This is a genomic window from Lysobacter hankyongensis (assembly GCF_039543145.1).
GTDB classification, from domain to species: Bacteria; Pseudomonadota; Gammaproteobacteria; order Xanthomonadales; family Xanthomonadaceae; genus Lysobacter_I; species Lysobacter_I hankyongensis.
Genome location: NZ_BAABJE010000001.1, coordinates 15,339 through 34,476, shown reverse-complemented (window position 1 = coordinate 34,476; position 19,138 = coordinate 15,339). Strand labels below are relative to the sequence as shown.

Sequence of the window (19,138 nt, the reverse complement as noted above, 5' to 3'; positions counted from 1 at the left end):
CGCATGTCGCATCCGACCCTCGCCGACGACGGCTGGCTGCGCGTGCCGTCCGGCCTTCCGCGCGCGACGCTGGCGTCGCTGCCGATCGACGCCGCGCTGGATGCGGGCGATGCGGGTTCGCGCAATCTGCTCACCCGTGCGTGGTGCGCGGCATTGGTCGCACCGATTCGCGACCGGCTGCAGGCGGCAGGCTTGTTGCCCGAGGATTCCGTGGCGGTGCAATGCACGCTGTTCCGCAAGGCGCCCGACTGCAACTGGAAGGTGCCGTACCACCAGGATCTTTCGATTCCGGTCGATGCGCCCGTCGAGCATCCGGCGCTGTCCGGCTGGTCGATGAAAGAGGATGGACATTACGTCCAGCCGCCGGTCGATCTGCTCGATGCGCTGCTCGCGGTGCGGCTGCATCTCGATGCCTGTGACGACGATACGGGCGCGCTGCGCGTGGTGCCGGGGTCGCATCATCTGGGACGACTGAGTCCGGCGCGGATCGCGGCGATGGACAAACGCAGGGACGAGATCGTATGTGCGGCCGATGCCGGCGATCTGCTGCTGATGCGACCGTTGCTGCTGCATGCGTCATCGAAGGCCGGACGCCCGAACGGGCGCCGCGTATTGCATTTCCTGTTCGCGCCGCGGGATCCGGGCTGCGGACTGCAGTGGAGGATCGCGGTGTGAACAGGCGGACAGGATTGACCCATCTCGACGCCGATGGTCGCCCGGCCATGGTCGACGTGTCCGCGAAGGCGGTGACCGCGCGCGCCGCCACCGCCGAATGCCGGGTGAAGTTCCCGGCGGCGGTCGCCGCGCAATTGCGGAAAAACGGCCTGAAAAGCGCGAAGGGCGGCGTGGTCGATACCGCGATCGTCGCCGGAACGCTGGCGGTGAAGCGCACGCACGAACTCATTCCGTTCTGCCATCCGTTGCCGATCGACGGCATCCGCTTCGTCGTCGACTGGCGCGGCGAACGCGAGTTGGAGATCGTCTGCACCGTCACCGTCACCCATCGCACCGGCGTCGAGATGGAGGCGCTGACCGGCGCCACCGTCGCCGCGCTCACTGTCTACGACATGTGCAAGGCGCTGTCGCACGCGATCGTGCTGGGCCCGGCGAAGCTGCGCGGCAAGCGCGGCGGCAAGCGCGATTTCGGCGATATCGCGGGGAAAGCGTGATGGCGACGTTGCGCGTGCTGTACTTCGCGAGCCTGCGCGACGTCGCCGGCGTCGAGAGCGAAACCGTCGATCACGACGGCGATCTGCGCGCGCTGTATCTCGCGCTGCAGGCGAAACATGGGTTCGCCCTGCCGGTCGATCGCTTGCGGGTGGCGGCGAACGGCGCGTTCGCGCGCTGGGACGATGTGGCGGGCGAGGGCGCCGAGGTCGCGTTCATTCCACCGGTTTCGGGCGGCTGACATGACGGACCGTTTCTCGATCGCGGATGCTCGCTTCGACATCGCTCCGCTGCGCGCGCGCCTGCTCCGAGCGGACGCGGGCGCCTACGCGAGTTTCGAGGGCTGGGTGCGCGATCACAACGATGGCCGCGCCGCGCTCGGGTTGCGCTACGAAGCCTATGTCGCATTGGCCGAAGCCGAAGGCGCGAAGATCGTCGAGGAAGCGCTGGCGAAGTTCGCCGTCGCCGATGCCGCCTGCGTGCATCGCGTCGGCGATCTCGCGGTGGGCGATCTCGCGGTGTGGGTCGGGGTCAGCGCCGCACATCGCGACGCCGCGTTCGCGGCCTGCCGCTGGATCATCGATGAAGTGAAAGCGCGCGTGCCGATCTGGAAGCACGAGCGCTACGCCGAAGGCGATGCCGCGTGGCTGCATCCAGAGCAGGCGACGCTTTCCGATTGAATCCGGCCTCTGGTCGCGACATGCGTTGCGCTGTCCAGCGAGCGTCGGTGGAGCCCGTCGATCGGCCGTGGCAGTATCGTCGCGTCTATGCCCGTCGTCGCATCGATTCCCACCGCCCAACAAGGAGTCCAGGCCATGATCTTCCGTTCCATCGCGCTCGCCGTCGCGCTGGCATCCGTTCCCACCGCTGAAGCCGCGGCTGCCGTCCCCGGTCAGTTCATCGCCAAGATGTACACCGAAGCGCTCGGCCGCGCGCCCGATCCGGGCGGCTGGCAGAGCGCGGTCGGCTATTACCAGCAGCACGGCTGCGACCAGACCCTGCTGCGACTGTGGGGCGCCTCGGTGTTCACCTCTGCCGAATACACCGCCCTGGGATACGACAACGCCGCCCACGTGCTGCTGATGTATCGCGCCATCCTCAATCGCGAGCCCGATGCCGCCGGTTACAACCATTGGCGGTCCACGCTCGACAACGGCACGATGACCGTGTCCTCGCTCGCCAACGCCTTCTTCACCTCGACCGAATTCGGCCAGCTGGTCGGCGACATCTGCAATGGCGGCACCTATTCCTTCGACACCCTCGGCAACAGCGTCGCCATCCGCATTCCGACCTCGGGCAGCGGCGGCTACGAGAACATCACCGCACAGCAGTTGCAGGCGGTCATCGATGCCGCGCCGTCCTACAGCACGGTCTATCTCAAGCAGAAATCGGTGGTGTATCTGGATCGGCCGATCGATCTGGACCGCGGCATCACCCTGGCGACCTGGGGGCTGCCGAACCCGCGCCGCCACGGCCTGATGGCGCGCCTGGTGCGCAATGGAGACTTCGCGCAGGCGATGATCAGGATCAACGTGGCCGACACCAACGGTTCCGGCACGGTGCGCAACCTGTGGATCGACGGCGCGCGCCGCCAGTCCAGCGGGTTCATCCTGCCGGCGATCAACGTCGAGATCTTCGGCGGTGCCTCGGCGCTGGTGCACGAGAATTTCATGGGCAATTCCCGCGGCTGGAGCAACGTTCATTCCTTCGGCGCGCTGGACGGGCGCCCCTGCGCGTCGAACACCGTCACCAGCAACGTGATCACGGCCTATTCCAGCGGGCATTTCAACCAGACCTGGACCGACGGCTTGAGCCTCGGCTGCGAGAACACGGTCGCGCGCTACAACGAAATCATCGATGCGACCGATGTCGGCATCGTATTGTTCACCGCGCATCCGGCGGTGCAGCGCTCGACCGTCGAATACAACACCGTGATCAACGCCGGCAATTCCGCGTTCGGCGGGCTGGCGTTCGATCCGTTGTACGGGCGCAGCGGCGATCCGGACTTCAGCGGGGCGTCGCTCAGCAACAACACGCTCTGGAGCGCGCCGGATACCCATTTCATCATCGGGCTTTCGGTGGGCTCGCGGCCGTGGTTCGGAAACGGACACATCGGCACCGGCGGCACCGCCAACGGCAACACGACCGCCGGGATCGCGACCCGCTTCGGCGCCGGCATCGTCGTTTCCGGGATGCGCAGCGCGACGGTGCAGGGCAATGTTTTCGCCCGCACCGCGATCCCGCAGTCGTGGACGCTGTGCCCGACCGGCAATGTGCTGGCGTCGGTGTCCGCCGGCCTCGCCAGCGGCAACATCCAGTCGTACCAGAACGTCACCGTGAACGGCTGCATGAGCGATTACTCGCCGCCGCAGTGATCCCGGGCCCGGTGCTCTGAGAACGTCGTCGTGTCGTCTTCAGGAGCGAATGGCGGAGGGATCAAGCAGCTCCCTCGCCGTGCTCGGGATGACCGCGAAGCGCTGTGCTCCGCTTTCGCCGAATCGCTAGCGTCAGCGAAGCTGACTTGGCACGAATGCCCGGCCATGGATGGTCGGGCCGGATCATCCGGAGAGCGGTGTCCCATCGCCATGGATGGCATCGGATGAACCCGGGCCCAAGGTTCGCTTTGCGAACCTTGGGATTCATGGGCGCAGCCCATGAATGGCGATGGCCCCGCCGGCTGACCTCGGCACCCACATCGACCGATATCGTTGCTGCCTTCCGGCCCTGGCGGGGGTGAGTGGCCACGCTTGCGCGGCATTGCCGCGCGTGGCCGCGAACGCCCGGCCATGGATGGCCGGGCCGGATCATCCGGAGAGCGGTGTCCCATCGCCATGGATGGCACGGATGCGTTTTTGTCTCCGCATTCGCCTGCATACGTGCTGGAGCGGAGCCCCCTTGGCAAGGGGGCGCGGCGAAGCCGCGGGGATCGGAGATACTAGCTTGGGGCCCAAGGTTCGCTTTGCGAACCTTGGGATTCATGGGCGCAGCCCATGAATGGCGATGGCCCCGCCGGCTGACCTCGGCACCCGCATCGACCGATACCGTTGCTGCCTTCCGGCCCTGGCGGGGTTTTCGATCTAGCGTCGCGAGGGGCCGACGGGGCCACCATAGACGTGCGTCAACGACGCTGGTGTGGAACTGCGAAACGAAAGTGCATACCCCGCGAGGGGGATTCACTCGGTACATCCATGTACCTCGCCCTGCGGGCGGCTTCGCCGTGCGGATCGGCAATCCTGCCGATCCGTCGAACCCGCGGGGGTTCTCACCCCCCTCTCCATCGCTTCGCCTGATGCCGGCGCTGCTTCGAAGATCGCGAATTCCTGAAACTGGCGGAGAGAGGGGGATTCGAACCCCCGAAGCGCGGTTTAGACGCTTACACACTTTCCAGGCGTGCTCCTTCAACCACTCGGACACCTCTCCGGATACTGCTCCCGCGACGCGATCCCTCGCGTTCAGGACCGCCAATTCTAGCCGGCCGGCCCCGCGCGGACAAGGAAGATCCGCACGAGGCTCGCCGGAGCCGCGGCCGCGGTGCCGCGCGTGGCAGAATGTGGGCATGTCCTACCTCGTCCTCGCCCGCAAGTGGCGCCCCAAGCGTTTCGCCGAACTGGTCGGGCAGGAGCACGTCGTCCGCGCGCTCACCAATGCCCTCGATACCGGCCGGGTGCACCACGCCTTCCTGTTCACCGGTACCCGCGGGGTGGGCAAGACCACCATCGCCCGGATCTTCGCGAAATCGCTGAACTGCGAACGCGGCACCTCGGCCGAACCGTGCGGCGAGTGCAACGCCTGCCGCGACATCGACGCCGGGCGGTTCATCGATCTGCTGGAAATCGACGCCGCCAGCAACACCGGTGTGGACGATGTCCGCGAGGTGATCGACAACGCCCAGTACATGCCCTCGCGCGGCCGGGTGAAGGTCTACCTGATCGACGAAGTGCACATGCTGTCGAAGTCGGCATTCAACGCGCTGCTGAAGACGCTGGAAGAGCCGCCGGGTCACGTGAAATTCCTGCTCGCGACCACCGACCCGCAGAAACTGCCGGTGACCGTGCTGTCGCGCTGCCTGCAGTTCAATCTCAAGCGGCTGGAAGAGCCCCAGATCCAGGGGCAGATGACGAAGATCCTGGCGGCCGAGGGCATTCCCGTCGAGCCCGGCGCGATCCGCCAGCTCGCCAGGGCTGCCGACGGCAGCCTGCGCGACGGGCTGTCGCTGCTCGACCAGGCCATCGCCTACACCGGCGCCAGCAGCACCCTCGACGGCGGCGCGGGCGCGTCGCTCACCGATGCCGGCGTCGCCACCATGCTCGGTACGGTCGATCGCATGCGCGTCGGCGCGGTGCTGGACGCGTTGGCGGATGGCGATGGCGCGGCGCTGCTGGCCGAGATCGCCGCGCTGGCCGATTTTTCGCCGGACTGGGGCGGGGTGCTCGACGCCCTGGCCGAGGCGCTGCATCGGATCCAGGTGCGGCAACTGGTGCCGTCGGCGGAGATCGAAGCCGATGGCGTCGACATCGATGCGCTGGCTGGCCGGCTGCGGCCGGAAGTCGTGCAGCTCTGGTACCAGATGGCCTTGCACGGTCGTCGCGACATCGGGCTCGCGCCGAGCACCCGCGGCGGTTTCGAGATGACCGCGCTGCGGATGCTGGCGTTCCGTCCCGCGGAGGGCGGGGCGACGACGGTCGATGCGCCCGCCGCGAGCGGTGCGCGCGGTCCGGACGCGGCCCGCGCCGCGCTCGCCGGCGCACCCGCGAAACCGGCGCCGTCGATGTCTCGGCCCCTGCCCGCGGCCGCGATGGACAATCCCGCCGCACCGGAACCGCGACCGGTCGCGACGCCTTCGCCGCGGATCGAAGTATCGGCGCCGCCCGCCGTGGCCACCCCCGCGGTGTCCGCGGCGCCGCCGTCGGTGGACATCGACAACGACCGCTGGCTGGATCTGGTCGCGCACAGCGGCCTGCGCGGCCCCGCGCGCGAACTCGCCGCGCACGCCGCGTTCATCGCCTACGAACAGGGCACGATGCGGTTGTCGCTGTCGCCCGACGACGATCACCTGCGCGCGCCCGGCCTGATCAAGGCACTGACCGATACGCTGTCGACCCAGCTCGGTGGCCCGGTGCAGCTGAAATTCGAGACCGGCAAACCCGCGAACGTCGAAACCCTGCACCAGCGCGTCGAGCGTCAGCGCGACGCGAAGCAGAACGCCGCAGAAGAACAGTTCATGGCCCATCCCGACGTGCAGCGGTTGATGGGCCAGCAGGGCGCGAAACTCGTGCCCGATTCCATCCGTCCATTCGAAGACTGACCGAGAGACCGCCCTCATGCGTGGAAATATCGCCCAATTGATGCAGCAGGCGCAGAAGATGCAGGAAAACCTGCAGCGCGCCCAGGAAGAACTGGCCCAGCTCGAAGTCACCGGCAGCGCCGGCGGCGGCATGGTCAGCGTGACCCTGACCGGTCGCATGGAGTGCCGCGGCGTGAAGATCGATCCGAGCGTGCTCTCGGATGCCGAGATGACCGAAGACCTGGTGGTCGCCGCGATCAACGATGCGGTGAACAAGGTCAACGCCGAATCGCAGTCGCGGATGTCGGGCGCCACCGCCGGCATGCCGATTCCGCCGGGCATGAAAATTCCCGGTTTGTTCTGAGCCCATGCGGATGACGGGGCATCCTGCCGCCGCATCCGCAACGCCGGCGAACAACGGCGTTTTCGCCGGCGTTCGGGCCACACCATCCTCATGGCCCGGGCGCACGTCCCTGTGCGCGTTCAATCCTCGGATCGCATGACCGCTTCCCTTCTCGAACAACTCATCGACGCCTTCCGCATCCTGCCGGGCGTGGGTCAGAAAACCGCGCAGCGGATGGCCTACCACGTGCTGGAACGCGATCGCGACGGCGGCCAGCGTCTCGCCGACGCGCTGGCCTCGGCGGTGGAGCGCATCGGTCATTGCGCGCGCTGTCGCGACTTCAGCGAAACCGAGATCTGCGCCACCTGCGCCAACGGCTCGCGCGACGTGCATCTGCTGTGCGCGGTGGAATCGCCGGCGGACCGGCTGGTGATCGAGCAGGCCACCGGCTACCGCGGCTATTACTTCGTGCTGCAGGGACGGCTCAGCCCGCTCGACGGCATCGGCCCGCGCGAACTCGGGCTGGAAAAGCTCGCCGCGCGCCTGGCCGAGGGCGAGGTGCAGGAACTGGTGATCGCCACCAATCCCACCGTCGAAGGCGAAGCGACCGCGCACTATCTCGCGCAGCTCGCGCGCCAGCACCGCGTCAAGCCGACCCGTCTCGCCCACGGCGTACCGCTGGGCGGCGAACTCGAATACGTCGATCGCGGCACTCTGTCGCACGCCTTCGGCAGTCGCAGCGAAATGCCGCTGTGAACGTGCCCGGGCGGCGCATGACGGCCGCCCGGGATTATCGACAAGGATCGATAGACGGGTTTACGGACTCGCCAGATCGCGCGCAGCGGCCACCGCGGCGTGGGCGTCGAGCAGGCCGGGACCGCAATCCGGGCCGCACAGCGGCATCGGCCGCGCCGTTCTCTGCAGGATCGACGCGATCTGCGCAGGCGTCAGCGACGGATTCACCGAGCGCATCAGACCGACCGTGCCGGACACGTGCGGTGCCGCCATCGAGGTGCCGGACAGATAGCGGTAGCAGTGCGTGATCCGGGCGACGCCGTTTTCGGTGTACGGCACGCTCCACGTCGAGAACGCGCCGAAGTGGTTGGGATTGAAGACCTGGCCGTTCACGGCCGGGCATTGCGGATGGCCCGCGGTGTTGCCGTAGATCGTCGATGCCGCGGTGTCGACCCGGCCATCCGGCAGGAACACGAGATCGCCGCCACCACCGGGCGCGGTGATGCCGGTGGACGGACCACCGTTGCTGTAGGGAGACAGCCACTTCGCATCGCGATCGGTCGCGGCGACCGAGATCGCCCCCGGGCAGGATGCCGGCGAGGTGTTGTCCACCATCGAGCGGCCGTTGCCGGCGGCCGCCACGACCACGATGCCGTCCGCGGTCGCGCGGGCGATCGCATCGCGCAGCGCGGGCATCCGCAGTTGCGTGCAGGGCTCGGCGAATTCGAAACTCATGTTCATCACGTCGGCATCGTTGGCGATGGCCCAGTCGATGCCGGCGATGACGTTGTCGAGGGGGATCCGATTGCGCGCGTCGGTGACCTTGACGTTGAGCAGCATGCAGTCGTGGCAGGTGCCGGCGATGCCGGTGCCGTTGCCGGAACTCGCGGCCGCGATGCCGGCGACGTGGGTGCCGTGCGAGAACTTCGATCGGTCGGTGGCGTTGTAGCCGGGTTCTTCGGCGTTGTACTCGTTCGGCAGCCATTTCGCCGCGAGTTCCGGATGATAATTGCGACCCGTGTCCAGGATCGCGATCCTGACCGACGCGTTGCCGCGGGTGATGTCCCAGGCGGAGGGCAGGCCGACCATCGGATAGTGCCATTGCTGCGGATACAGCAGGTCGTTCGGCGTGTGGGACAGGGAGAACAGATAGTTCGGTTGCGCGTACGCCACATCGGGCAGCCGGCGGACGCGTTCGAGCAACTGCAGGGTGGCCGCGCGCGCTTCGGCCTTGCCGAAGCCGGCCGCACCCGCGGGCGCCAGACGCGCGAGATGAAGCGTCCGCGATCGGGTTTCGACCGCCAGCCCCGGGATGCGTGCCGCGACTTCCGCGGCGCGTGCGCCGGGTTTGAACCGGACCAGGATTTCGTGCGGCACCAGATCGAGGTCGCCACCGTCGTCGATGGGCGGTGTGGACGGGAATGCGGTCTGCGCGGGCGCGAGCAGACACAGGGCAAGCAAGGGAAGCGTGCGCTTCATGCGTCATCCTTGTGTGGTTGGCCGGCGCGATCGCCGGCGACCTTCAGCCTGGACGCGATCGGATGCCGCGGCCATGCCCGGTTTGGCCGGAAGATGTCGCGCATGCGGTCTCTCGATCACGAAGAAGCCCGCGGCACGGGCTGCGTCGATGCGGCGCAGTGGTTAGAATCGGGCGGATTCCGGGCGCGCGGCGTGCGTCGTTTCCCGGCTCGACATCCGATGACCACAGGAGCGCAGCGATGAGCGGAGACACCATTTTCCACAGGATCATCCGCCGCGAGATCCCGGCGAACATCGTCCACGAAGACGAGCACATCATCGCCTTCCGCGACATCGCACCGCAGGCGCCGATCCACATCCTGTTCGTGCCGAAAACGACCATTCCCACGCTCAACGACGTGCAGCCCGACCAGGCCGAGATCATCGGCCGCCTCGCCGTCGCCGCCGCGAACTACGCGAAGGCACAGGGCTTCGCCGAGGACGGTTATCGCATCGTCATGAACTGCAACGACCACGGCGGCCAGACGGTGTTCCAGATCCACCTCCATCTGCTGGCGGGGGCACCGCTGGGGCGGTTCGGCACGCCGTGAGCGGCAATCGCGGTGCCCGCGAGCGTCTCGCGCAGGAAACCTTGCGCATCCTCGACGCTCGTCGCTACGAGACGCAGGCTGGCCGTGCGGTCGATCTCGATGGGCCGCTGTCGCGTTGTCTGACGGGCACGCGTCTCCACGAGGCGGACGAGATTGCCCGAATGATCGTCGCGATGCGCGAGGTGCAGGGCGCTCACGACGCGCGTATCGAGGTCGTCAACGAAACCACGCTCGTCGGCCTGTCCGCGTTGCTGCGCGAAAGCGACGAACCGGTCGCCGTCCTCAATTTCGCTTCGGCGAAGAATCCCGGTGGCGGGTTTCTCGGCGGCAGCCAGGCACAGGAAGAGTCGCTCGCACGCAGTTCAGCGCTTTACGCTTCGCTTTCGCGCTGCGACGCGTTCTACGCGAAGCATCGTGCGTCGTCGTCGTTGCTCTACTCCGATGCCATGATTCTTTCGCCGGCTTGCCCGGTGTTCCGCGACGATCATGGCGCATTGCTCGAAGCGCCGATGCATGCGGGCTTCATCACCAGCGCAGCGCCCAATGCCGGTGCGATCGCGCAGACGCGCCCCGACGAATGGCCGCTGATCGAATCGACCTTCGTGCGCAGGGCGGAGGGCGTGCTTGCGCTGGCGGCGCAGCATGGTTATCGAAACCTGGTGCTGGGGGCGTGGGGCTGCGGCGTGTTCCGCAACGATCCCGCGATGGTCGCGCGCGTATTTGCCGATCATCTGCTGCGCGGTCCGTGGCGCCATCATTTCGAGCGCGTCCGCTTCTCCGTGCTGGACAACACCGGGGATGGCGCGACATTCGCGGCCTTCCGGCACGCGCTGTACGTCGATTGAGCGGCCCGCGCCCTGGCCGACCTCACCAGCGGATCGTGCCCTCGACCACCGAACACACCCGTCCGCCCGACCACACGTCGCCGGCGTCGTCGACGGTGAGTTCGATGATCGCGTCGTGGCCGACTTCGCGGCCCTGGCTGATGCGATAGAAGCCGCTGTCGCCGGGCAGGGCGTCCTGCGAAGCCAGCCAGGCGGCGAGGGTGGCGTTGGCGGCGCCGGAGGCCGCGTCCTCGAACTGCGCGGGCGCGCCGACCCACGCGCGGACGGCGAGGTAGTAGACGGGATCGTCGCTGCGCGCGTACACGCACAGGCCCATGCTCTCGGTCGATTGCGCCAGGATGCCGATGGCCTCCCACGGCGGCGTCGCGGCGCGCAGCGCGGCTTCGCTTTCGAGTTCGGCCAACCACCAGCGGCGGCCGCCGTCCATCAGCGCGGGCGGCAGTTCGCCCAGGGGCAGGGTGCGCAGCACGTCGCGCAGGCGCGGGTCGTCGCGATGCGCGATTTCGCGCACGCTGGCGCGCGGGGTGCGCACCGCGATCGTGCGGGTGTGGCCGTCGCCGGTCACGCGCAGCGGCAGTTTGCCGGCGATCCCGTCCTGGATCAGCAGATTGCCCAGCAGGCCGTCGCGCGGCGTCGCCAGTCCCGCTTCCAGCACCGCATGCGCGGTACCGACGCTGGGATGACCGGCGAACGGTACTTCGCGGCGCGGGCTGAACATGCGGATGCGATAGCTGGCGTCGTCGCCGGTCGCCGGCAGCACGAAGGTGGTTTCCGGCAGCCGCGTCCACTTCGCGATGGCCTGCATCTCGTCGTCGCGCAGGCCCTCGGCGTCCAGCACCACCGCCAGCGGATTGCCGGCCCCGGGGCGATCGGCGAAGACATCGACTTGCACGTAACGGCGGCGGTTCATCGGCGGGGCGGTCCTGCGGTGGGGGTGCGAAGCGTAGCAGCGCGCAGACGTCCCGGATGCGTCGCGGGCCCTTTCCGCGCTCTCACCAGTGCACGGTGCCGCGGATCACCGGTTGCACCGCGCCGCCGATCCACACCTCGCCTTCGCCGTCCACGCAGACCCGCACCAGCCCGTCGCGGCCCAGCTCGCGGCCCTGGCTGCCGACATAGCGACCGTCGCGACCGGGCAGGCGGCCGGCGGCGGCCAGACGCGCCGCGATCGACGCCTGCGCGCTGCCGGTGACCGGGTCTTCGGGAATATTGTCCGCGGGACAGAACGCGCGCACCGCGAGGTCGTGACCGTGCTGGCCATCGATGGCGTGGACCGCCAGTCCCACCGCGCCGGTGGCGTGGGTGAGCGCGGCGATCGCGGGCAGATCGGGCTGCAGATGACGCACGGCGTCGGCATCGGCCAGCTCCAGCAGCCACCAGCGCGGGCCGTTGTCCCACAGCGCGTGTTCGAGCGTGCCGGTCCGCATGGTCCGGGTGACCGCTTCGAGCAGGGCCGGCGCCAGTTCCGGGCCGCCGATGCGTTTCGCCCGCGGCGCGCGCACGTTCGGAAACCTGATGTCGCCGATGTGATCCACGCGCACCGGCAGCAGGCCCGCAGCGCATTCCTGCACGAGCTGGGTCCGGTCGGGCGCGACCAGCCCGCCGTCCAGCGCGGCCCAGGCGGCGCCGACGCTCGGGTGCCCGGCGAAGGGCAGTTCCTGCCGCGGCGTGAAGATGCGCACGCGATAGTCCGCCGCGCTCGTGGTCGGCGGCAGCAGGAAGATGGTTTCGGAGAGATTGGTCCAGGCGGCGAAGGCCTGCATCCGGGCGGCATCGAAGCGCTCGCCGTCGAGTACGGCGCCCAGCGGATTGCCGGCGCCCGGGTGATCGGCGAACACATCCATCTGCAGATAGCGAAGCGGCATCATGGGGGCGGTCCTGGTCGAATAGAATGCGATGTCCCGGCCCCCTGCCGGCGTCCCCCAGTCTACCAAGTCCATTCCTCCCGATGCCCGATACGCACTCCGCCGGCCCCGCCTGGGTCGTGCTCAAATTCGGCGGCACCTCCGTGTCGCGCCGCCACCGCTGGAACACCATCGGCCGGCTGGCGAAAAAACGGATGGAGGAAGGCGATGCGCGCGCGGCGACCACCCGCGTGCTGGTGGTGGTGTCGGCGCTGTCGGGCGTCACCAACGAATTGACCGCCATTGCCGACGGCCGCGATATCGCCGCGCGCATCGAGGCGCTGGTCGAACGCCATCGCGCGTTCTGCGCCGAACTCGATCTCGATCCCGATGCGGTTCTCAACGAGCGTCTCGCGATCCTGCGCGCGCTCGGCAGCGACGCCCGCGCGGCGGCCCGCGCGCTCGACTGGCAGGCCGATGTGCTGGCCCAGGGCGAACTGCTCTCGTCCACGCTCGGCGCCGCGTATCTGCGCGCGCAGGGCCTCGACTTCGGCTGGTGCGACGCGCGCGACTGGCTGTCGGCGGTCTCGCTGCCCAACGCCAGCGCCTGGGCGCAGCGGCTGTCGGTGAATTGCCGCTACCTCGGCGAAGACGGCTTCCGCGAACGTTTCGCGGCGCAGCCGGCGCGCATGCTGATCTCGCAGGGCTTCATCGCCCGTCACGACGACGGCGGCACCGCGATCCTCGGCCGCGGCGGCTCCGATACTTCGGCGGCGTATTTCGGCGCGCTGCTGAAGGCGAAGCGGGTCGAGATCTGGACCGATGTCCCCGGCATGTTCAGCGCGAATCCGCGCGAAGTGCCGGACGCGCGCCTGCTCGCGCGGCTGGATTACGCCGAAGCGCAGGAAATCGCCACCACCGGCGCGAAAGTGCTGCATCCGCGCTCGATCGCGCCCTGCCGCGATGCCGGCGTGCCGATGGCGATCCTCGACACCGAGCGCCCGGACCTCCCGGGCACGCGCATCGACGGTAGTGCCGCCACCGTGCCGGGCGTGAAGGCGATCAGCCGCCGCAACGGCATCGTGCTGGTGTCGATGGAAACCGTGGGCATGTGGCAGCAGGTCGGCTTCCTCGCCGACGTGTTCGAGCGCTTCAAGCGCCACGGCCTGTCGATCGACCTGATCGGTTCGTCCGAAACCAACGTCACCGTGTCGCTGGATCCCAGCGAAAACCTGGTCAGCAGCGACGTGCTCGCCGAGTTGTCCGCGGACCTCGCCGAAGTCTGCCGGGTGAAGGTGATCGCGCCGTGCGCGGCGATCACCCTGGTCGGCCGCGGCATGCGTTCGCTGCTGCACAAGCTGTCCGATGTGTGGGCCACCTTCGGCCGCGAACGCGTGCATCTGATCTCGCAGTCGTCGAACGATCTCAATCTCACCTTCGTGATCGACGAGGTCGACGCCGACGGCCTGCTGAACGAACTGCACGGCGAACTGATCCGCGGCGGCGCCATGCCGGTGCAGGACGCCTCGGTGTTCGGTCCGAGCTGGACCGAGATCGCGCACGGCAAGCCCGAACGCGAGGCCGCATGGTGGCGGTCGCGCGCCGGCGATCTGATCGCGCGCGCCGCGGCCGGCACGCCGCGCTACGTCTATCACCTGCCGACCGTGCGCGAACGCGCGCGCATGCTGCGCGAGACTGCGGCCATCGACCGCCGTTTCTACGCGCTGAAGGCCAACGCGCATCCGGACATCCTGCGCCTGCTCGAAGTCGAGGGCTTCGGCTTCGAGTGCGTGTCGCTGGCGGAAGTCGAACATGTGCTGGCGACCCTGCCCGTGCTCGATCCCGCGCGCGTGCTGTTCACGCCCAGCTTCGCGCCGCGCGACGAATACCGGGTCGCGTTCGATCGCGGCGTCAACGTCACCGTCGACAGCGTCGAAGCGCTGCAGCGCTGGCCCGAGGTTTTCCAGGGTCGCGCGCTCTGGCTGCGGCTCGATCTCGGCCGCGGCGATGGTCATCACGAGAAGGTCCGCACCGGCGGCGCCGAAGCCAAGTTCGGCCTGCCGCTGGCGAAGGTCGATGCCTTCGTCGCCGAAGCGCGCAGGCTCGACGCGAAGATCGTCGCGCTGCATGCGCATCTGGGCAGCGGCATCGACAATCCGGCGCACTGGCGCGAGGTCTACGCCGATCTCGCCAGCCTCGCCGAACAGATCGGCACCGTCGACACGCTCGACATCGGCGGCGGCCTGCCGGTGCCGTACACGCCCGAATCGCGTCCGTTCGATGTCGCGGCGTGGCGCAGCGGCCTCGACGAGATCAAGGCCGCGTATCCCGGGTTCCGCCTCGCGGTGGAGCCGGGTCGCTATCTGGTCGCCGAAGCCGGCGCGCTGCTGGTGCGCGTCACCCAGGTGATCGAGAAGGACGGCCTGCGCCGGATCGGCGTGGACGGCGGCATGAACGCGCTGGTGCGCCCGGCGATGTACGACGCTTGGCACGACATCCACAACCTGTCGCGCCTCGACGACGATACGGTGGCCGCGTTCGACGTGGTCGGCCCGATCTGCGAGAGCAGCGACGTCTTCGGCCGCGCGCGCATGCTGCCCGCGTCCACCGCCGAAGGCGATGTCGTGCTGATCGCCGATGCCGGCGCCTACGGCATGGCGATGGCCAACACCTACAACCTGCGGGCGTTGCCGGCAGAGGAAATTCTTGATGTCTGATGTTCCGAAACCCGAGTGGTCGTTCCAGCGCGACGCGATCCGCGCCTTCCGCTTCGTCCGCTGCAGCTTCGACGCTAAGACCGGTGTCGCCCAGCTCGTCTACGCCTTCGACGACGGCCCGGAGCTGATCGAGACCGTCACCGTGCCCGGTGCGCCGTTCGACCTTGACGATGCCCGCGCCGCTGCGGCCGAAGAGGCGCTGCGCCTGCTGCATCTGATCGCCGGCGTGAGCTACTACAAGGCCGCGGTGCCGCCGGAGATCCGCATCGAAGGCTACGCCATCGACGCCGACACCGCGGCGCTGCTGGAAAGCATCTACGTCCACGGTCTCGGCGAATTCGCGTATCGCAACGGGCTGAACCTGCACGGCAAGATCGCGTTTCCCGTAGCCCGGGTAGAGCGCAGCGAAACCCGGGGCTCTTCATTGGATGCGTCGGAAGCCCCGGGTTTCGCCTACGGCTCTACCCGGGCTACGGATGGGGAGAACGCCGTTGCGCTCGGTCTGCGCGAACACGCGCTGGTCGCGATCGGCGGCGGCAAGGATTCGCTGGTCAGCATCGAGGCGCTCCGCGGCGCCGGCGTCGACCAGACCGTGACCTGGATCGGCGGTTCGCAGTTGATCAAGGCCTGCGCCGAGCGCACCGGCCTGCCGACGCTCAACCTCGGCCGTCAGCTCGCGCCGGAACTGTTCGAGTACAACCGCCAAGGCGCGTGGAACGGCCACATCCCGGTGACCGCGGTGAATTCGGCGATCCTGGTGTTCGCGGCGATCCTGACCGGTGCCGACCAGGTAGTGTTCTCGAACGAGCGTTCGGCCAGTTACGGCAGTCTGATCGAAGGGACCGGCGAGGTGAATCACCAGTGGTCGAAGGGCTGGGCGTTCGAGCGCGACTTCGGCGACCACGTGCAGCGACGCATCGCCGCCGATCTCAAGTACTACTCGCTGCTGCGTCCGCTCAGCGAGCTGGCGGTGGCGCGGCAGTTCGCGAAGAGCGACCGCTACGACGCGCATTTCTCCAGCTGCAACCGCAATTTCCACATCCTCGGCGAGCGCCCGGTGAACCGCTGGTGCGGCGTCTGTCCGAAATGCCATTTCGTGTTCCTCGCGCTGGCGCCGTTCATGCCGAAGCCGCGGCTGGTCGGTATCTTCGGCCGCAATCTGCTCGACGACGCCGGCCAGATCGGCGGCTACGACGCGCTGCTGGAATACCAGGACCACAAGCCTTTCGAATGCGTCGGCGAAGGCCGCGAATCGCGCGCGGCGATGGCCGCGTTGAGCGAACGTCCGGAGTGGCGCGAGGACGAGATCGTCGAGCGTTTCGCGCGCGAGATCCGGCCGCAGCTCGATGCCTCGGAACTCGGGATCGCGCCGCTGCTCGTCCTCGACGACGAACATCGCGTGCCGGCCGCATTGTGGCAGCGCCTGCGCGCGCGATTCGACGCCTGAGATCGCCATGCCCGGCATCGAACGGTTCGACATCGCAAGCCTCTACATCGCACGCCTCGACGGCCGGCGCGTCGCGCTGTGGGGCTGGGGGCGCGAAGGCCGCGCGGCGCACCGCGCGCTGCGTCGCCGCCTGCCCGGCCTGCCGCTGACCCTGTTCTGCGCGCCGGGCGAAGTCGACGATGCGCGCGCGCTCGGCGATGCGTTGCTGACGATCGAGACTGATGTCGATGCAGAACGTCTGTCCGCGTTCGCGCTGGTGATCAAATCTCCCGGCATCAGCCCGTACGCGCCCGAGGCGTCGGCGGCGGCCGAACGCGGCACGCGCTTCATCGGCGGCACCGCGCTGTGGTTCGGCGAACATCCGCAGGCGCGCACGATCTGCGTCACCGGCACCAAGGGCAAGAGCACGACGACCGCGCTGCTCGCGCATCTGCTGCGCGCGGGCGGACATCGCACCGCGCTGTGCGGCAACATCGGCCTGCCGCTGCTGGAACTGCTGGACGTGAACGATCCGCCCGAATTCTGGGCGATCGAACTGTCGAGCTATCAGACCCGCGATGTCGCCGCCTCCGGCGTGCGTCCCGGCATCGCGGTCGCGACCAATGTGTTCCCCGAACATCTCGACTGGCACGGCAGCGAAGCGCGCTACGTCGAGGACAAGCTCGCGCTGTTCACCGCGGCGAAACCGCGGATCGCGATCCTCAACGGCGCCGACCGCACCCTGGCGGCGCTGAATCTGCCCGACAGCGAAGTGCGCCTTTACGGCGTCGATGCCGGCTGGCATCTGCGCGGCGATGTCGTGCATCGCGGCGAACGCGCGGTGTTCGATACCCGCGACGTGCCGCTGCCGGGCCGGCACAACCGCGGCAATCTCTGCGCGGTGCTTGCGGCGATCGAAGCGCTGGGTCTCGATGCCGAAGCGCTCGCGCACCACGCGGCCACGTTCCAGCCGCTGCCGCATCGGCTGCAGACGCTGGGCGTGCGCGACGGCATCGTCTGGGTCAACGATTCGATCAGCACCACGCCGCACGCCACGCTCGCGGCGCTCGACTGTTTCCGCTCGCGTCGCGTCGCGCTGCTGGCCGGCGGCCACGACCGCGGCATCGACTGGTCCGATTTCGCCGAGGCCATGCGCCTGCACGCGCCCGCGGCCATCGTCACGCTCGGCCAGAACGGCCCGAAGATCCAGGCCCGCCTGGCGCCGGTGGCGGCGGACGCGGGGTTCGCGCTGGCCGAAGCCGCCGACCTGGTCGAGGCCGTCGCCCGCGCCCGCGCGCTGCTGGGCTGCGAGGGCGTGGTGCTGTTGTCGCCGGGTGCGCCCAGTTTCGGCGCGTATCGCGATTACACCGAACGCGGCCGCCATTTCGCGCGTCTGGCCGGATTCGATCCCGAAGCCATTGCCGCAATTCCCGGGCTGGGCATCGGCTGAAGCGGCGGGCGTGACGGGCGGTCTCGCTGCGTCGTCCCTGTAACCGATTGATTCCGCGAATACGGGTGTCGCAATGCGCCGGATCGGCAGCATGCCGTGATGCAGGATGCACGGTTTCCGCTGTGCCGCCGGGCGGTGTGCCCGGGCCGATGACCGTGCGTCCGCAGGCGGCAACCGTCGCGATTTCCGGGTAGGCTGACCGTCCCCCCGGAAAGGAGTACCACCCCATGCGTTCGATGCGTTGGGCGGCCATGTTCGCCCTGTTGTGTCTGTCCCTGCTGGCGTCGGTGCCGGCGTTCGCCGCGATGCAGGCCAAGCCGCTCGAATGGACCGTCGGCAAACAGCGTTTCAGCGGTTTCCTGGTCTACAACGATGCCACCTCGGTCAAGCGTCCCGGTCTGCTGATGGTGCCGGACTGGAAGGGCGTGACGCCGGCGTCGGTGGAGAAGGCGAAGCAGATCGCAGCCGCCGGTTACGTCGTGCTGGTCGCGGATGTCTACGGCAAGGGCGTGCGTCCGAAGGACGACAAGGCCGCCGGCGCGCAGGTCGCGAAGATGTACCAGGATCTGCCCGGTCTGCGCGTCCGCGCGACCGCGGCGCTCAACGCCCTGCGCGCGCAGGCGGCGAAGGCGCCGATCGACACCGACCGCATCGGTGCGCTCGGTTACTGTTTCGGTGGCAAGACCGTGCTGGAACTCGCGCGCAGCGGCGCCGAGATCGCCGGTGTGGTCACGTTCCACGGCGGCCTCGACACGACCCTGCCGGCCGAACCCGGCGCGCTGAAAGCCGCCGTGCTGGTGCTCAACGGCGCCGACGATACCTACGTGCCTGCCGAGCAGATCCAGGGCTTCGAACGCGAGATGAATGCGGCCGGCGCCGACTGGCAGTTCGTCAACTTCAGCGGTGCCGTGCATTGCTTCGCGCTGGAGAGCGCCAAGAGCCCGCCCGGTTGCGTCTACAACGAACGCGCCGCCAAGCGCGCGTTTTCAATGATGAATCTGTTCTTTCACGAGCGCTTCGGCGACTGATGCGCGGCTGCGGCGGCGATCGCTCCGGCGATCGCCGCGCGCGCCTGCGGACTGTTCTTCCAGCAGGTCGTCCCGAGCATCGCGGCGACCTGTTTCACGATGCCGTCGACGCTGGCGGTCGCCAGCGCGTCCAGCGAATCGAATCCGATCTGCTCCAGCCGGTCGACGACCGTCGCGCCAACGCCCTTCACCGTGAGCAGCACCGCGCGTTCGCCGGCGGAGAACGCCAT

At 68.6% G+C, this 19,138-nt stretch carries 18 protein-coding genes, 1 tRNA gene and 1 other RNA gene; 14 read left to right on the top strand and 6 right to left on the bottom strand.

The features are described 5' to 3' along the window. Positions 1 to 3: 3 nt before the first annotated feature. From ABD974_RS00165 to ABD974_RS00145, 5 genes are all read left to right on the top strand, one after another. On the top strand, positions 4 to 675 hold the full coding sequence (locus ABD974_RS00165; RefSeq protein WP_345301253.1) for a phytanoyl-CoA dioxygenase family protein: 672 nt from the start codon (positions 4 to 6) through the stop codon (positions 673 to 675). After that, on the top strand, positions 672 to 1,169 hold the full coding sequence (moaC, locus tag ABD974_RS00160) for a cyclic pyranopterin monophosphate synthase MoaC (RefSeq protein ID WP_345301252.1): 498 nt from the start codon (positions 672 to 674) through the stop codon (positions 1,167 to 1,169). Before ABD974_RS00165 ends, moaC begins: the two co-directional genes overlap by 4 nt. Next, positions 1,169 to 1,408: a MoaD/ThiS family protein gene (locus tag ABD974_RS00155; protein WP_425562602.1), complete on the top strand. Its 240-nt coding sequence runs from the start codon at positions 1,169 to 1,171 to the stop codon at positions 1,406 to 1,408. The genes moaC and ABD974_RS00155 overlap by 1 nt, the downstream gene beginning before the upstream one ends. 1 nt (position 1,409) lies before the next feature. Next, positions 1,410 to 1,847, top strand: coding sequence for a molybdenum cofactor biosynthesis protein MoaE (locus ABD974_RS00150; protein WP_345301250.1), 438 nt, complete (start codon positions 1,410 to 1,412; stop codon positions 1,845 to 1,847). 135 nt (positions 1,848 to 1,982) lie between these two features. Beyond that, positions 1,983 to 3,542 (top strand): DUF4214 domain-containing protein, encoded by a 1,560-nt coding sequence (locus tag ABD974_RS00145; protein WP_345301249.1) that lies wholly within the window; start codon positions 1,983 to 1,985, stop codon positions 3,540 to 3,542. 628 nt (positions 3,543 to 4,170) lie between these two features. Here the strand turns inward: ABD974_RS00145 and ffs are convergent. Next, positions 4,171 to 4,267, bottom strand: an RNA gene (gene ffs, locus ABD974_RS00140) — signal recognition particle sRNA small type. Positions 4,268 to 4,494: 227 nt separating this feature from the next. Next, positions 4,495 to 4,587 (bottom strand) — tRNA-Ser (locus tag ABD974_RS00135). A gap of 136 nt (positions 4,588 to 4,723) precedes the next feature. Between ABD974_RS00135 and dnaX the strand changes: the two genes are divergently transcribed. The 3 genes from dnaX (at position 4,724) to recR (ending at position 7,550) form a co-directional block, all read left to right on the top strand. After that, entirely contained in the window at positions 4,724 to 6,472 is a 1,749-nt protein-coding gene (gene dnaX, locus ABD974_RS00130; protein WP_345301248.1) for a DNA polymerase III subunit gamma/tau, read from the top strand. Between the two features lie 16 nt (positions 6,473 to 6,488). Next, entirely contained in the window at positions 6,489 to 6,815 is a 327-nt protein-coding gene (locus ABD974_RS00125) for a YbaB/EbfC family nucleoid-associated protein (protein ID WP_345301247.1), read from the top strand. 135 nt (positions 6,816 to 6,950) lie between these two features. Beyond that, the gene (recR, locus tag ABD974_RS00120) at positions 6,951 to 7,550 is read left to right on the top strand and encodes a recombination mediator RecR (RefSeq protein WP_345301246.1); all 600 of its coding nucleotides are present in this window, start codon (positions 6,951 to 6,953) and stop codon (positions 7,548 to 7,550) included. A gap of 60 nt (positions 7,551 to 7,610) precedes the next feature. On the opposite strand, the gene ABD974_RS00115 is transcribed toward recR, so the two are convergent. After that, positions 7,611 to 9,008, bottom strand: coding sequence for a S8 family serine peptidase (locus ABD974_RS00115; protein ID WP_345301245.1), 1,398 nt, complete (start codon positions 9,006 to 9,008; stop codon positions 7,611 to 7,613). Positions 9,009 to 9,247: 239 nt separating this feature from the next. Here ABD974_RS00115 and ABD974_RS00110 point away from each other — a divergent pair, with 239 nt between their 5' ends. Further along, positions 9,248 to 9,598, top strand: coding sequence for a histidine triad nucleotide-binding protein (locus ABD974_RS00110; protein WP_345301244.1), 351 nt, complete (start codon positions 9,248 to 9,250; stop codon positions 9,596 to 9,598). Beyond that, positions 9,595 to 10,443, top strand: a complete 849-nt coding sequence (locus ABD974_RS00105) for a TIGR02452 family protein (RefSeq protein WP_345301243.1) — start codon at positions 9,595 to 9,597, stop codon at positions 10,441 to 10,443. Before ABD974_RS00110 ends, ABD974_RS00105 begins: the two co-directional genes overlap by 4 nt. A gap of 22 nt (positions 10,444 to 10,465) precedes the next feature. Here the strand turns inward: ABD974_RS00105 and ABD974_RS00100 are convergent, their stop codons facing one another. Next, positions 10,466 to 11,353 carry a PhzF family phenazine biosynthesis protein gene (locus ABD974_RS00100; protein WP_345301242.1) on the bottom strand — a complete coding sequence of 296 codons (888 nt, stop codon included), beginning with the start codon at positions 11,351 to 11,353 and terminating at the stop codon, positions 10,466 to 10,468. Between the two features lie 82 nt (positions 11,354 to 11,435). Continuing rightward, complete coding sequence (locus ABD974_RS00095; RefSeq protein WP_345301241.1) at positions 11,436 to 12,311, bottom strand: PhzF family phenazine biosynthesis protein; 876 nt, start codon at positions 12,309 to 12,311, stop codon at positions 11,436 to 11,438. Positions 12,312 to 12,391: 80 nt separating this feature from the next. On the opposite strand from ABD974_RS00095, the gene ABD974_RS00090 reads away from it, so the two are divergent. From ABD974_RS00090 to ABD974_RS00075, 4 genes are all read left to right on the top strand, one after another. Continuing rightward, entirely contained in the window at positions 12,392 to 15,004 is a 2,613-nt protein-coding gene (locus ABD974_RS00090) for a bifunctional aspartate kinase/diaminopimelate decarboxylase (RefSeq protein ID WP_345301240.1), read from the top strand. Beyond that, on the top strand, positions 14,997 to 16,451 hold the full coding sequence (gene murL, locus ABD974_RS00085; RefSeq protein ID WP_345301239.1) for a UDP-N-acetyl-alpha-D-muramoyl-L-alanyl-L-glutamate epimerase: 1,455 nt from the start codon (positions 14,997 to 14,999) through the stop codon (positions 16,449 to 16,451). Before ABD974_RS00090 ends, murL begins: the two co-directional genes overlap by 8 nt. A gap of 7 nt (positions 16,452 to 16,458) precedes the next feature. Continuing rightward, on the top strand, positions 16,459 to 17,880 hold the full coding sequence (gene murD, locus ABD974_RS00080) for a UDP-N-acetylmuramoyl-L-alanine--D-glutamate ligase (RefSeq protein WP_345301238.1): 1,422 nt from the start codon (positions 16,459 to 16,461) through the stop codon (positions 17,878 to 17,880). 227 nt (positions 17,881 to 18,107) lie between these two features. Next, positions 18,108 to 18,908: a dienelactone hydrolase family protein gene (locus tag ABD974_RS00075; RefSeq protein ID WP_345301237.1), complete on the top strand. Its 801-nt coding sequence runs from the start codon at positions 18,108 to 18,110 to the stop codon at positions 18,906 to 18,908. Here ABD974_RS00075 and ABD974_RS00070 read toward each other — a convergent pair. Beyond that, positions 18,887 to 19,138, bottom strand: coding sequence for a helix-hairpin-helix domain-containing protein (locus ABD974_RS00070; protein WP_345301236.1), 252 nt, complete (start codon positions 19,136 to 19,138; stop codon positions 18,887 to 18,889). The genes ABD974_RS00075 and ABD974_RS00070 overlap by 22 nt on opposite strands.

Excerpts from the sequence above, each read along its gene's own strand:
- ABD974_RS00165 (WP_345301253.1), top strand. The coding sequence starts at position 4 with ATGTCGCATCCGACCCTCGCCGACGACGGCTGGCTGCGCGTGCCGTCC.
- ABD974_RS00155 (WP_425562602.1), top strand. The coding sequence starts at position 1,169 with ATGGCGACGTTGCGCGTGCTGTACTTCGCGAGCCTGCGCGACGTCGCC.
- ABD974_RS00150 (WP_345301250.1), top strand. The coding sequence starts at position 1,410 with ATGACGGACCGTTTCTCGATCGCGGATGCTCGCTTCGACATCGCTCCG.
- ABD974_RS00145 (WP_345301249.1), top strand. The coding sequence starts at position 1,983 with ATGATCTTCCGTTCCATCGCGCTCGCCGTCGCGCTGGCATCCGTTCCC.
- dnaX (WP_345301248.1), top strand. The coding sequence starts at position 4,724 with ATGTCCTACCTCGTCCTCGCCCGCAAGTGGCGCCCCAAGCGTTTCGCC.
- ABD974_RS00125 (WP_345301247.1), top strand. The coding sequence starts at position 6,489 with ATGCGTGGAAATATCGCCCAATTGATGCAGCAGGCGCAGAAGATGCAG.
- recR (WP_345301246.1), top strand. The coding sequence starts at position 6,951 with ATGACCGCTTCCCTTCTCGAACAACTCATCGACGCCTTCCGCATCCTG.
- ABD974_RS00115 (WP_345301245.1), bottom strand. The coding sequence starts at position 9,008 with ATGAAGCGCACGCTTCCCTTGCTTGCCCTGTGTCTGCTCGCGCCCGCG.
- ABD974_RS00110 (WP_345301244.1), top strand. The coding sequence starts at position 9,248 with ATGAGCGGAGACACCATTTTCCACAGGATCATCCGCCGCGAGATCCCG.
- ABD974_RS00100 (WP_345301242.1), bottom strand. The coding sequence starts at position 11,353 with ATGAACCGCCGCCGTTACGTGCAAGTCGATGTCTTCGCCGATCGCCCC.
- ABD974_RS00095 (WP_345301241.1), bottom strand. The coding sequence starts at position 12,311 with ATGATGCCGCTTCGCTATCTGCAGATGGATGTGTTCGCCGATCACCCG.
- ABD974_RS00090 (WP_345301240.1), top strand. The coding sequence starts at position 12,392 with ATGCCCGATACGCACTCCGCCGGCCCCGCCTGGGTCGTGCTCAAATTC.
- murL (WP_345301239.1), top strand. The coding sequence starts at position 14,997 with ATGTCTGATGTTCCGAAACCCGAGTGGTCGTTCCAGCGCGACGCGATC.
- murD (WP_345301238.1), top strand. The coding sequence starts at position 16,459 with ATGCCCGGCATCGAACGGTTCGACATCGCAAGCCTCTACATCGCACGC.
- ABD974_RS00075 (WP_345301237.1), top strand. The coding sequence starts at position 18,108 with ATGCGTTCGATGCGTTGGGCGGCCATGTTCGCCCTGTTGTGTCTGTCC.
- ABD974_RS00070 (WP_345301236.1), bottom strand. The coding sequence starts at position 19,138 with ATGGCGTTCTCCGCCGGCGAACGCGCGGTGCTGCTCACGGTGAAGGGC.